Here is a 12,962-nt window from a genome sequence, read left to right on the forward strand (position 1 = left end):
ATTATCAGAGCCCCCTGGGCAAGACCAATCCCCCCCCAACCATGAGTCACGATCAGATCGAAGTAAGTCACGTATTTGCCTCCTATTGTTTTCGGATGACGATGTATACATAAGATAGATTGATCAGCTATGGCGTTATTGCTGCGCGGTAGCTCTTATTCCGTCATCAGCGCTGCGGAGTGATGTCCTCCTTGAACCATTTGACCGAAAGTTCCCTCAACGTCCCGTCGTTGATCATCGAATTGATCGCTTCATCGAACGCGACCCTCAACTCAGTGTCTTCCTTCCTCAGACCGATTGAACCACCGCCGCCCAAGATGTCGCCGCCGAAAAACAGCGGGCCTACAGGGGCATAGTCTCGAAACTCGGGGTTCACGAATGCAGCGCGGTGAGCGCCCGTTGAAGAAAATACGGCATCGACGCGCCCAGACAGCAGATCAAGGTAGCTTTCCTCGGCTCTCGTATAACTCCTGATTGAAAATTCCGCGAAGTATTTTTTAAGAAACTCCTCATTGATCGTGGCAACCTGGACGCCGATCGTTTTCCCTTTTAACAACTGTCTAAGAGTCTCGATTTGCTTTGCGGCAACACCATCGTTGCCGTTTAGGTCAAAGCGCTTTCCGCTACTATTCATCTGACCAAGCGGTCCACTACTGAGGGCGGCAAACCCGTTTGGAAACCCCCCATAGTCGCGAGAGAAAGCCATAATTTCGCGACGTTTCGGCGTCGGCTTAATGCCCGACATTACCGCGTCAAATTTTTTTGCAAACAGACCTGGAATGAGGCCGTTCCAGTCCTGAGCAACCATTGTGCATTGTACCTTCATCCGTTTGCACAACTCAGCTGCCAAGTCGATCTCGAAACCATTTAACTTGCCTCCCGCCTCGGTGAAGTTCCACGGCGGATAGGCACCCTCTGTTCCGATAGTGATGCTGTTGGGAAGCGCCAAGGCCAGGCTCGTCGACGCTACGACTAGATATGCGGCTATTAAAAGCGATTTGACCGGCTCCATATGACGTGCTCCCATTGCTATTTAATTGGCCCGCGAATTCAGCGCGCTCTTGGAAGAGAGGCACTCGCAGCGGATCCAATCAAATGCTTTTATTTTCACCTTCATGAGTTCTCCTCATGACGAAGACGGTTGGAAAACGTACCGTCAAGTCGTCGGCGGCTAGAATCTGGGTGGCAGACTGGAGCAGGCTGACGCTTCGACGTCCCTGGATCAGCGGCCCAAAGCTGTCCCTGTGCGCCGAAGGTCCGCGCCGCCATGAAGCCGATTGTTGGCTTTGACAACCGCGTAAACGGCCGACGTCTTGATCGAGTTCTCCGGCAGCCAGTTCACACGATGGCCAAACCCAGCCAGGATTTCACCGACCTCTTGGCCGATGCCTTCCTCTATGTCGAGTCGGCCCGGGTAATAATCGTGTGGCTCAAAGCTGTCTGGAAAGTTCCTGGTCACAAATCGGGGCGCGTTGATCGCAGTTTGTATATCCATTCCGAAAACGAGATGGTTCAAAAGGACCTGAAGCATCCCCTGCGGCTGCATATCCCCACCCGGCGCGCTGAATGGCATCAGAAACGCGCCGTCGCCTCGCAGCGCCATCGCCGGGTTCGGCGTCAGGCGTGGCCGTTTGCCCGCGGCGATGCAAGACGCATGGCCTGGTATCGCGAACGATTGGGCGCCGCGCGTGGAAGGCGCAAATCCCAGACCCGGTATGACCGGACTTTCCCACGATACGTCGCTTGGCGAACAGGCAAACCCGTTTCCATCGCGATCGATCACGTTGATGCAAGATGTGTCGCCGGGCAAGCCGGGCTCTGCGCTGGCCGGCATCGGCGCAATGTCCGGACGCGACCGGTACGGCTCGGCCAGCATTCCCGGCTGCGGCATATCCCGAAAGGCCTCACGCGGCTTAAGCCGGGCTATTCTCGCGACTGCATATTCTTCAGACAACAAAGTGCCAAGAGGAACATCAACGAACTTTGGATCGCCAAAATAACGTTCTCGATCTGAAAAGCATAAATCCATTACCTGGCTTACGGTGTTTATGTAATCCACGGAGTTATGCCCAAGAGAGTCAATATTCAGTTTGCTTAGCAGCGATAGCATCTGGAGAAGAACAGGGCCTTGGCACCATGGCCCGCAAGAAAAAACCGTCGTGCCTAGAAACGGATATGAGACGGGTGCCTCGATGTCCGATTGAAAATCGTTCAGGTCGTCGGCGGTCAGCAGTCCGCCGTTTTCGCGGTGGAATCGAACCATCGTCTGGGCAATGTCGCCGCGGTAGAAAGCATCCCTCGCGGCATCGAGCCCCGCAGCCCGATCGCGCTGGGCAGCTGCCTTTTCTTCATCTGCCATATACTGGATGGAGCGGGCAAGGTCTTCCTGGACCAGCATGTCCCCTTCCCGCAGGGGGTTTCCGTCACGCAGGTAGATCGCAGCGTTCTGCGGCCATCTCCTATAGCCATCGACATTGTCCGAAAGGAAGGTGGCCATAATCCGATTGACCGCGACGCCTTCTCGCGCATGCCGAATCCCAGCGGCGGCGACTTCCGAGAAGGTCATGGTCCCAAAAGTTTTCAGTGCTTGGATATAGGCGTCCGGGGCGGCCGGGACGACCGTTCGGGTGATGTCCTCCGGAATAAACCCCTTTCCTTTCTTTATGAAATCGCCGAGGCGCGTGGCACGCGGCCACCAGCCCAGCCCGCTGATCGTGTATGCGCGCTTTTGCGCGGCGAGATAGAGGATCATGGGCGCCACGCCCGCGAACTGGACCTGGTCGCTATGGACAACAGCGAGCGTGATTGCGCCTGCGACGCCGGCGTCGATCGCATTTCCTCCCGCATCCAGGATGGCAACGGCCGCTTCGGTAGCGAGATGCTGTCCGGCAGAGACCATGAAATTGTCGGCGATTTCTTGGCGGCGCAGGTGGCTCATGTGCCATAACCCCATTTACTTCGAGCATGATCCAAGGCTCTCGGTGTGGCCTTCTAGAACTCAGCGCCATTGTCCGCAGTCAAATGAGAAGTTTGTCGACGGCATGAAATTGTCGTCGTCGTGATCCGGCGAAGAGGGTCGAGGCCTTACCGGGCGGAATGCGGGACACGAGGCGAAAAGGCATGGCCGTCACCCGAAACGAGGCAGATCTCGATCCTCAATGGACGAATGGGGACCGGTGCGTGCCGCGCGCGGCGGCGTACTCGGTCGATCAAGCGACCATCGGCAAAAGCTGGTCTATCGACTTTTTCGCATCGCCATAAAACATCCGTGTATTTTCCTTAAAGAACAGTGGATTCTCGATCCCAGAATATCCCGTGCCTCGGCCTCTTTTGGACACAAACACGGTTTTAGCCTTCCAGACCTCCAACACCGGCATGCCGGAAATCGGGCTTGTCGGATCTTCCAGCGCGGCGGGATTGACAATGTCGTTGGACCCGATGACGATGACGACGTCGGTGTTTGGAAAGTCGTCGTTGATTTCGTCCATTTCCAAGACAATGTCGTAGGGCACCTTCGCCTCGGCGAGTAGGACGTTCATGTGCCCTGGCAGCCGGCCGGCGACCGGGTGTATTGCGAAGCGCACGTTCTTGCCCGCCGCTCGCAGCTTGTGGGTCAGTTCGCTGACCGATTGCTGCGCCTGGCTGACCGCCATACCGTATCCTGGCACGATTACGACGCTCTCTGCGTCATTGAGCGCGGCAGCCACCCCTTCCACGTCTATCGCCACCTGCTCGCCTTGGATCTGGAGGGCGGACTGCTGCGGCGCGCCGAATCCGCCGAGGATGACGGAGATGAAGGACCGGTTCATCGCCTTGCACATGATATAGGACAAGATCGCGCCGGATGAACCGACCAGGGCGCCCGTGACGATCAGCAAATCGTTGCCCAGGGTGAAGCCAATCGCGGCGGCCGCCCAGCCCGAATAGGAATTCAGCATGGAGACCACAACGGGCATGTCGGCGCCGCCGATCCCCATGATGAGATGCCAGCCGATGAACCCGGCAACCAAACTGGCCACGATCGGCGTCCAAACTCCGGCGCCGAGAAAATAGGCGACGCCCAGAGCAAGGCAGATGACCGCAGCGCCGGCGTTCAGGACATGGCCGCCAGAGTATTTCTTCGACTTGCCGTCGATCTTGCCGGCCAGCTTGCCGAAAGCGACAATCGAACCGGTGAAAGTGGCCGCGCCGATGAATATGCCGAAGAACACCTCGACCTTGAGCATCGCGATTTCTGCCGGCGTTTTATGTGCCAGCACGGACGCAAAGCCGGTGAAATTCTCAGACGTATCCTGAACGCGAGCGGCCAACACGTCCATTAGCGTGATTTCGGCGTTGAAGCCGATGAAGACGGCGGCGAGGCCGACGAATGAATGCAGGGCCGCCACAAGCTGCGGCATCTCCGTCATCTGGATCCGATTGGCGAGATAATAGCCGATCAGGGCGCCAAGCGAGAGCGTAATAATGGCCAAATACCAGTGGCTCGTGCCCGCGCCGGCAAGGGTGGTGACGAGAGCCAGCCCCATACCGACGATGCCGTACCAGACGGCGCGCTTGGCGCTTTCCTGGCCGGAAAGGCCGCCAAGCGAGAGAATGAAGAGCACGGCGACGACAACATGGATCGCCGCGGTCAATCCATATGCCATAGACGCCCCTTACGACTTTTGGAACATGGCGAGCATGCGCCGTGTGACGAGAAATCCGCCGACTATATTGATCGACGCGATCAGCACCGAGACGGCCGAAAGGCCGACAACCCACCAGGAAGAGAACCCGATCTGCAGCAACGCTCCCAGGATGACAATGCCTGAGATCGCGTTGGTCACGGCCATCAAAGGCGTGTGCAGCGAATGGCTGACGTTCCAAATTACCTGGAAGCCAACGAAGCACGCCAGCACGAATACGATGAAATGGCCGATGAAGCTTGGAGGCGCATACAGGCCGATGATTAGCATAAGTACGGATCCAGCGCCCAAAAGCGCGAATTGCGAGCGCGATTGCGCGCGGAAATTCGCCTGTTCCTTGGCGCGTTGCTCCTCCGGCGTCAGTTCCTGCGGCTTTGCTTTAGGCTTCTGCGCCGCGATCGCGGCGATCTTGGGCGGCGGCGGCGGAAACGTCGTCGCGCCGCCATGCGTGACCGTTGCCCCGCGGATCACGTCATCTTCCATATTGTGCTTGATAATCCCATCCTTGGCCGGCGTGAGATCGGCTACAAAATGCCGGATGTTGTTGGCATAAAGTTCCGAGGCCTGGGCGCCCATGCGGCTGGGAAAATCCGTATAGCCGATGATGGTGACGTTGTTGCCGGTGACGATCTTCTCGTCAGGGACCGTCAGATCGCAATTGCCGCCGCGCTCGGCGGCAAGGTCGATCACGACCGAGCCGGGCTTCATCGCGCCGACCATTTCGGCCGTCCACAGCTTCGGCGCATCGCGGCCGGGGATCAGTGCCGTGGTGATGAGGACATCCACATCCGGAGCTTGGGAAAGAAAGAGTTCGAGTTGCTTGGCGCGGAACTCCGGCGACGACGGCGCTGCGTAGCCCCCGGTGGCGCCGCCGTCTTGGGAATCGGAAAAATCGAGAAGCAGGAATTCCCCGCCCATCGACTCGATCTGCTCGGCGACCTCCGGGCGCACGTCGAACGCGCGTACGATCGCACCCAGGCCGCGAGCGGTGCCAATGGCGGCAAGCCCGGCGACGCCGGCTCCGATCACCAGCACCTTGGCCGGAGCGACCTTTCCTGCAGCGGTCACCTGGCCGGTGAAGAAACGCCCGAAGTTGTTTGCCGCCTCGATGACGGCGCGATAGCCGGCAATATTGGCCATGGAGGAGAGCGCGTCCATCTTTTGCGCGCGGCTGATGCGCGGCACCATGTCCATTGCGACGACGGTTACGCCCTTTTCGCCGCCCCGCTTCAGCAACGAGGCATTCTGCGCAGGGAAAAAGAATGAGATCAGGGTCTGTCCGGTCTTCATCCTCTCGAGTTCGACATCGGTAGGCTGACGAACCTTGGTGACGACGTCGACCGTATCGGTCAGCTCGGCGGTGGACCTCGTCACCGTTGCTGCGGCCTTTTCGTAGTCAGCATCGCCAAAGCCGGAAGCGACACCTGCCCCCGTCTCGACGAAAACCTGATGCCCGAGCTTTGCCAGTTGCACGGCGGAGGTAGGCGTTATCGCGACCCTCAATTCGCCCGGATATGTCTCCTTCAGCGCGCCTATCTTCATCGCATCATTTCTCTAATTCGCTCTAGACGGGTTGCCCTGCCAGATGTCGTCAAACGGACCGATTCAGCAGGCAACACACCGCCAAACGCGGCGCTACGCCCTGGGAAGATATCGGGCCAACCTGCTTCCACGCCGCGAAGTGGAGCATTCAACCACTCGATATCAGCGAAAAGCGCATGTCAGACAATTTGTTGTCCATGGCTGGCCGACTGCTAGCTTTCATTTAACTGAAAACGCTCGCGCCGTTCCCGGCGTGACTAGACAATGGAACCAGACGCCGGTTCCAAGAAAATTGCTGATGCGCGGCTTTGCTCAGCCGGCGACCGCCCGCCCTTCGATTTCGGCGATCTGATCGGCCGAAAAGTCGAGGCTTTCGAGGATTTCCTTCGTGTGTTGACCAAGCCTTGGCACGGGCTTCGAATAACAAGCTCCGGTTTTTGAAAAACTGGCAGGGTAAGCCATGGTGATCATGGCGCCTTCCGACGGATGCTGCTGGTGTATGAAAAAATTTCCTTCGGCAAAGTAAGGATCGGCTAGTAAGTCCTCAAGCGTGTTGATCCGTCCGCTCGGAATCTGCAATTCGTTGAAGAGCTCAAGCCATTCGTCGGTGGTCTTGTTCTTCAGCATCACGCCGAGCATTTCGTAAAGCTCGCCGAGCCTTGGAACACGATTGACGGCCTTTGCGTAGAGTGGATCCTTCGCCAATTCCGGTCGCTCCAGCACCTCGAACATTTTCGCCCAATGTCCGTCCGTGCTCGCCATCAGGGCTATATAGCCGTCTTTCGTGGCGTAAGGCTTGCGATGCGGCGTCAACGCCCTTTGATAACCGAGACCCCTTTCGGGTTCGGCCAGAACGCCGTACCACAAATGGTCGATCAGGTTGAAGGCAACCATCGTGTCGTACATCGGGAGGTGGATTTCTTGCCCCTCGCCGGTGCGCTCCCTGTGGATCAGGCCCACCATGATAGCGTTGGCAAGGCTGTAACCGCAAACCTTGTCGGCGATCATCATCGGGAAATATTCGGGTTCCCCGCTGCGCCTTCTGAAAAGATCGGGAATTCCGCTAATGCCCTGGACGACGTCGTCATAGGCTGGAAGTTCGCTCCTGCTGCTGTCCTTCCGAAAACCGGTAGCCCACGCATAAAGTATATCCGGCTTACGCTTCTTGATGGAATCGTAGTCCAACCCAAGTCGTTTGGCGGCACCCGGCCGCATGTTGTGAACAAGGACGTCCGCCGTGTCGATTAGCCGGAAAAGGGCCGCTTTCGAAGCGTCGTCCTTCAAATTGAGCACGACGCCACGTTTGTTTCTGTTCATGTTTAGAAAAAAAGCGCCCATGTGCTCGTTTCGGGACGGTCCGACCGATCGCATGAAGTCGCCTTCCGGCGACTCGACCTTTATGACATCCGCGCCCATGTCGCCCAAAATCTGGGTAGCGATCGGGCCGAGAATGTTGATGCTGAGGTCTACAACGCGAATGTGCTGCAAAGCGCCGCTGGAATCGTTTGCGGAACTGGAAATCTCGTGTCCCATAATTACTTGCGTCCCTCACTACGAGACCGAACCATACGTGCCGTCGTATAGCTCATGACGGTCTCTTGCCGTTGGTTGACCACGCTGTTCACCGATCGGACGATGCCGAGATGCGGCCTGCTCTTGCTTTTTCGAGCTTCCGTGACCTCGAACTCCACATGGATCGTATCGCCGACGCATGTGGGCGCGTGGATCGCCATCTGCTCCATGCCCAGAAAGGCCTCCGCAGTCTCCTGGCTCGCGTAGACCGCCAGAAGGCCTTCGGCGAAGCTGAACGTAAGGGCCCCTGGTACGATGCGTTTTCCAAGTTCCGAGTGCGACTTGACGTATTCGATATTGGTGAACAAGACCTCCGTCATCCCCACGCAATTGACGAAGTTCACCAGGTCCGCCTCCGTCACTGTGCGTCCAGGCGTAGCGAATTTTCGACCCAGCGGCAGGTCTTCGTAATAAAGTCCGATACCCAGTCTTTCCATGATACTGCTCCGTTTTCCTTAGCTCGGCGTGCTTTCCTTACCCAGCAAAGTTCGGGCAATAATATTTTTCTGGATCTGGCTGGTGCCCTCAACGATCTGCAGAACCTTTGCATCGCGGAAATAGCGATTGATCGGATAATCGTTGGAGATGCCGGCGGCGCCGAAGAGCTGGACCGCGTCCGTGGCGACTTTCATTGCCGTATCGGTGGCGTGCAGCTTTGCCAACGCCGCCAGATGTCTCAATTCGTGGCCGCGCAGTCCATTGTCGACCGCGCGCGCCGTTTGATAGATCAGGTTGCGCGATGCCGCGATCTGGGTGGCCATGTCCGCGATCATCCAGCGAATGCCCTGGAAGTCCGAAATTTGACGGTTGAACGCCCGCCGGTTTTTGATGAAGTCGATGGCGTGGTCCATCGCGCCCTGCGCCAGACCAAGAGCGCGCGCGGCAGCGATCGGACGTGCCCGGTTGAGCTCTTCCATGGCGATGATGAACCCCTTGCCCTCTTCGCCGATGCGATTGCTTTCCGGGATAAAAACGTTGTCAAGGTAAAGCGGCGAGGAAGGCACGCCGCGGCCGCCCATCTTGTGTTCGCTGGGTCCGATCTGGAACCCCGGCGTTCCCGGCTCCACGATAAACAGGCTGAGCGCGCCCCGCTCTTCAGGCGACCCGGTGCGCGCGGCCACCAGAACGAAATCGGCGACGGCGGCGTTCGTGCACCATACCTTGGAGCCGTTGAGCCGATAGCCGTTACTCTCGCGAACGGCGCGGGTCTTTATGCCGGCGACGTCCGATCCGCTCTGTGGTTCGGTCAGCGAAAAGGCGCCCCTGATGGCGCCGGAAGCCAGACCCGGAAGATAGCGGCTCTTCTGCTCCTCTGACCCCGAACTCAGGATGATCGCGAACTGATCCCACTGCACGACGAGCATATAGGCTGTATTGTAGCAGACGCGGCCCAGTTCCTCGATAGCCAGGCACGAAGCGGTCATGCTGCCCAGCCCGCCATACTCGGCCGGAAACGGGATTGCGAACAACCCGAGATCCTTCAACATGTCGAATACGTCTTGCGGATATTGGCCGGTGACATCGATTGCCTGCGCCCGCGGCGCAACCTTTTCGGTCGCCAGCCGCCGGGCCAGATCGCGCACGCTCAATTCGTCATCTGTAAAATCGTCAAGTTTAATTGTCATTACCTGCGCCGCACTAAATCATTTACCCACCGCACGAAAAGCTAGGTGGCCTGGGTATCGCCCATTTCGCCAGCTTAATCCTAGCGCATCGATTACCCTCGGCGGCCCGCCCCCCTCAAACTCTTTTTATTCTTTTGGCATGAGATTGGCTCATGAGGACTTGAAGGCCATCGACGCCTATTGGCAGCGGGCGACCCGATAAGCGTTATGAGCGGTGTCCAAGACGTCCCGGCACCCATCCGACATGCCGGAGGCCGAAAAAATTTCCGCAGCCGTAAAATCTTTTTCGTTGAGACCTTCTTGTGATCGTATTCCTATAAAAACGGGAAATCCCAAACAAGGCAGACAATAAGGAAGGGGATCATATGGAGGACTATATTTCATTTCGCCAGGAGCTGTCGCGTCGTGCAGTGCTCAAAGGCGTAGCAGCTCTTGCAGCAATTTCGCTGGTTGGGCCGAAGGCGTTCGCTCAAGACAGCAAGCCCAAGGGCGGCTCGGTGCGGTTCATCAATGCCAATGGCGCACAGACCGACACGCTGGATCCTGCAACCTGGGGACATTCCTTCACCGGTGTCAGCTATGCGGGATCTGTCTGCAACAACCTTACGGAGGTACTTCCCGACGGCAGCGTCACCCCGGACCTTGCGGAAAAGATCGATACGGCCGATGCAAAGACCTGGATCTTTCATCTCCGCAAGGGAATTACTTTCCATGACGGCAAGCCCCTGACCGCGGCCGACGTCGTCGCCTCGTTTGAGCACCACACAAAGAGCGCGAAGACAGCGGCTAAGGCAATCAGTTCTCAGATCGACACCGTCTCGGCGGAAGGCGATAGCGTAAAGATCGTCTTGAAGAATCCCAATGCCGACTTGGCTTACCTTGTAGCGGCTTGGAACTTTCCAATTCTTCCCGCCAACGCCGATGGCACTTTAAACTGGGCTGCGGGCATCGGAACCGGGCCGTTCAAGCTTGAGGATTTTCAGCCAGGACGTTCCCTCAAGCTGAAAAAAATCCCAACTATCACAAGCCTGGCAAACCCCATTTCGACGAAGTGGAATGGTTGGTCGTAGCCGACGTCGTTTCCGCCACCAACGCCCTTATCTCGGGTGAGGTCGACTGGATCGCGGTCGCAGATCCGAAGACGATGGATCTCCTCAAGCGAAACCCGAATTTGGAGATACAAACCATCCGTTCGCCGAGGCATTACAGCTTCTCGATGAACACGCAGATGGCGCCGTTCAACGACGTCAACGTTCGGCTCGCTCTGAAGCATGCAATAGATCGCGATGAGATCGTAAAGAAATTGTATGGAGACACTGCCACGGTGGCGGATGACAATCCGATTGCGCCGATCCTCAAGTTCTCCTCGAAGCCTTCGACGCCGCACACCTACGACGTCAAAAAGGCGAAGGACTATCTGAAAGCGGCTGGCCTGGACCAGTTAACGATCAATCTGTCGACCGCGGACGTAGCCTTTCCGGGCGCTGTGGACGCTGCGCAGCTTTTTCAACAGCAAGCCGCGGCGGCCGGCATCACCATCAATGTTGTCCGGGAAGCCAGCGATGGCTATTGGGCAAATATCTGGCTCAACAAAAAGATCGGCTTCTTGGCCACTGACTGGACGGGGCGCGCCACCGCCGACTGGACGTTTTCAATCGAGCTGGCCGAGGATGCGGCCTGGAATGAAACGTTCTGGAAGAACGACAAGTTCAATCAGCTTCTGGTTGCGGCGCGTGGCGGGACCGACGATGCGAAGCGTGCGCCCATGTACGCCGAGATGCAGCAGATCGTGCATGACGATGGCGGCATGCTGACATTCGCATTCGCAAACTATGTACATGGCGCGTCCAAAAAGATCGGGCACGACGATATTGGCGGCTTGATGATGTACGATTGCTATCGCTGCACGGAGCGCTGGTGGCTCAATAGTTGAGCCACCTGACCCGGAGCTCAAAGAAAAAGCGTACGCTGCGGCGTACGCTTTTTTGTTTTCGGTCCGCCGGCTGATGGCCTGCAGCCGGCCTTTTCTATCCCTTGATCGTGCACAGCTCCAATATCGGGACCATGTCGGCCGCGCGCTCCAGATTCCAGATGTGATCGAGCAGGCGCTGCGCTACGTCCGATCCGGCGACCGTTCCACATAGCGACAGGAACTTGCCCTGCAGGTCGGTATCCGACATCGGATTGTCTGGACTTCCCGGCGGGATCGTCAAGGTGCGCGAGTACGTCCGACCGTTGTTGAGCGCAATCTCCACGCGCGAGCCCGGTGTTTTGTCCCTGTCGTACAAGGCGTTCATTTCCGGATCCAACGTGACCTTGATGCGCCTTGAGTAGTCGCGGAGCCGCCGGTCCGAAAGGGTGGCCTCCGCCCCCCATTCCGCCCCGGGAGCGAGCCCGAGCAGCATTGCCGCAGCGTTGTGCGGCATGCTGAACTGGGAATCTACAATGTTGCTTGGATCGTAGACTTCCTGCAACTTCACCCAGTTAAACGAGTGTATGTCGACCTGCTTCACATCGTCCGCCGAAAAGCTGTTTTCCGTCTGCAGACCTTTAATGGCAGCAAGCGCGGTGTGTTGCCATCGGCAGCAGGGGAACGGTTTGAAACCTATCGTCTGGACCTCGAATTTCGATCCGAGCCCATCGACCATGCGCTCGAAATCGACTTGGTCCGAGCCGAACATCCGCCAAAAGCCGGTTTCCCCGTCGAGGATGTATCTGTTGCCGATAAAGCCTTGCTCGGCCAGGAGCGCTGCAAGCGTCCCCGCATGAGCCGACCAACCGATTCCTTCTTTCACCCAATGGATAGGCCGCTCGAAGACTGGCCAACCCCATTTCTGTCCGGAAGGAACGGGCGCCGTTGTGCCGGCAATGCCAAAAGCATTTAGGGTCTTTTCGACCGAAAGCCCGGCCGCCTTGGCGCTTGCCGCCACGCTGCCGAATGTATGCCAGGTCCCCGTGCCCCACACTTCTTTCATTCTGGCAGGAGTCGGCTGGATCGCGGCGCCCACGCGGTTTCCGACGTCGTATCCGACGATGACGGCGTCGAGGAACTGAGCGCCGGACAAGGCGCGCGGGCCCGCAAGTGCAAGGACGGAGGGGATCACGCTTGCGCCGAGATGAGCTCCTGGCTTTGTATCGTCGAAATCAAGAGCGTTCGCTGCCGTCGCGTTGAACATGGCGGCATCGACGGCCGAGCCCTTGTCGGGAGTTCCCACAAGCACAGCCTGTGGGGCACCGAGCATCGGACGGTATGCTCGCAGCATCGACTGTCCGATGGGAGATTGGCTTCCGCCGAACATGCAACCGATGCTGTCTAGGATCAGTCTCTTGGCTGCATGAACGACGTCGGCCGGATACGCCTCGAAGCGTGTACTGGTGGCGTAGTCGACCAGCTGGTAGGTTCGCCAGTCGGTATAAGGTTGTGAATCCATCACCGTGTTCCTTCCTTCACAACTTTAAATAGTGCGAGCTCGCCACCGACGCCTGCCTGCGATACTGCGGCCAACCTTGCATCGTCCGATGTGGGCTTCGAGGGCAG

Annotated in this window: 8 protein-coding genes and 1 pseudogene; 1 reads left to right on the forward strand and 8 read right to left on the reverse strand. The window is 57.8% G+C overall.

Annotation, left to right across the window (positions count from 1 at the left end):
• Positions 1–166: 166 nt before the first annotated feature.
• The 7 genes from ACVDG8_RS37055 to ACVDG8_RS37085 all read right to left on the reverse strand — a co-directional run bounded on the left by ACVDG8_RS37055 (position 167) and on the right by ACVDG8_RS37085 (position 9,424).
• Complete coding sequence (locus ACVDG8_RS37055; RefSeq protein WP_447250584.1) at positions 167–1,012, reverse strand: transporter substrate-binding domain-containing protein; 846 nt, start codon at positions 1,010–1,012, stop codon at positions 167–169.
• Between the two features lie 210 nt (positions 1,013–1,222).
• Positions 1,223–2,938, reverse strand: coding sequence for a gamma-glutamyltransferase family protein (locus tag ACVDG8_RS37060; RefSeq protein ID WP_447250585.1), 1,716 nt, complete (start codon positions 2,936–2,938; stop codon positions 1,223–1,225).
• Positions 2,939–3,209: 271 nt separating this feature from the next.
• Entirely contained in the window at positions 3,210–4,646 is a 1,437-nt protein-coding gene (locus ACVDG8_RS37065) for an NAD(P)(+) transhydrogenase (Re/Si-specific) subunit beta (protein WP_447250586.1), read from the reverse strand.
• A 9-nt stretch (positions 4,647–4,655) separates the two neighbouring features.
• Entirely contained in the window at positions 4,656–6,227 is a 1,572-nt protein-coding gene (locus tag ACVDG8_RS37070; RefSeq protein ID WP_447250587.1) for a Re/Si-specific NAD(P)(+) transhydrogenase subunit alpha, read from the reverse strand.
• Positions 6,228–6,539: 312 nt separating this feature from the next.
• Positions 6,540–7,760, reverse strand: a complete 1,221-nt coding sequence (locus ACVDG8_RS37075) for a CaiB/BaiF CoA transferase family protein (protein WP_455707905.1) — start codon at positions 7,758–7,760, stop codon at positions 6,540–6,542.
• A gap of 2 nt (positions 7,761–7,762) precedes the next feature.
• Positions 7,763–8,236 carry a MaoC family dehydratase gene (locus ACVDG8_RS37080; RefSeq protein WP_447250588.1) on the reverse strand — a complete coding sequence of 158 codons (474 nt, stop codon included), beginning with the start codon at positions 8,234–8,236 and terminating at the stop codon, positions 7,763–7,765.
• Positions 8,237–8,254: 18 nt separating this feature from the next.
• Entirely contained in the window at positions 8,255–9,424 is a 1,170-nt protein-coding gene (locus ACVDG8_RS37085; protein ID WP_447250589.1) for an acyl-CoA dehydrogenase family protein, read from the reverse strand.
• 365 nt (positions 9,425–9,789) lie between these two features.
• Here ACVDG8_RS37085 and ACVDG8_RS37090 point away from each other — a divergent pair.
• Positions 9,790–11,357: pseudogene (locus ACVDG8_RS37090) on the forward strand (ABC transporter substrate-binding protein).
• Positions 11,358–11,451: 94 nt separating this feature from the next.
• On the opposite strand, the gene ACVDG8_RS37095 reads toward ACVDG8_RS37090, so the two are convergent.
• On the reverse strand, positions 11,452–12,855 hold the full coding sequence (locus tag ACVDG8_RS37095; RefSeq protein WP_447250590.1) for an MmgE/PrpD family protein: 1,404 nt from the start codon (positions 12,853–12,855) through the stop codon (positions 11,452–11,454).
• Positions 12,856–12,962 lie beyond the last annotated feature (107 nt).

The sequence above is a fragment of the Mesorhizobium sp. ORM8.1 genome, from assembly GCF_053005525.2.

What these genes read in the sequence shown, in the direction of transcription:
- ACVDG8_RS37055 (WP_447250584.1), bottom strand. Translation starts at nt 1,012, where the DNA reads ATGGAGCCGGTCAAATCGCTTTTAATAGCCGCATATCTAGTCGTAGCG.
- ACVDG8_RS37060 (WP_447250585.1), bottom strand. Translation starts at nt 2,938, where the DNA reads ATGAGCCACCTGCGCCGCCAAGAAATCGCCGACAATTTCATGGTCTCT.
- ACVDG8_RS37065 (WP_447250586.1), bottom strand. Translation starts at nt 4,646, where the DNA reads ATGGCATATGGATTGACCGCGGCGATCCATGTTGTCGTCGCCGTGCTC.
- ACVDG8_RS37070 (WP_447250587.1), bottom strand. Translation starts at nt 6,227, where the DNA reads ATGAAGATAGGCGCGCTGAAGGAGACATATCCGGGCGAATTGAGGGTC.
- ACVDG8_RS37075 (WP_455707905.1), bottom strand. Translation starts at nt 7,760, where the DNA reads ATGGGACACGAGATTTCCAGTTCCGCAAACGATTCCAGCGGCGCTTTG.
- ACVDG8_RS37080 (WP_447250588.1), bottom strand. Translation starts at nt 8,236, where the DNA reads ATGGAAAGACTGGGTATCGGACTTTATTACGAAGACCTGCCGCTGGGT.
- ACVDG8_RS37085 (WP_447250589.1), bottom strand. Translation starts at nt 9,424, where the DNA reads ATGACAATTAAACTTGACGATTTTACAGATGACGAATTGAGCGTGCGC.
- ACVDG8_RS37095 (WP_447250590.1), bottom strand. Translation starts at nt 12,855, where the DNA reads ATGGATTCACAACCTTATACCGACTGGCGAACCTACCAGCTGGTCGAC.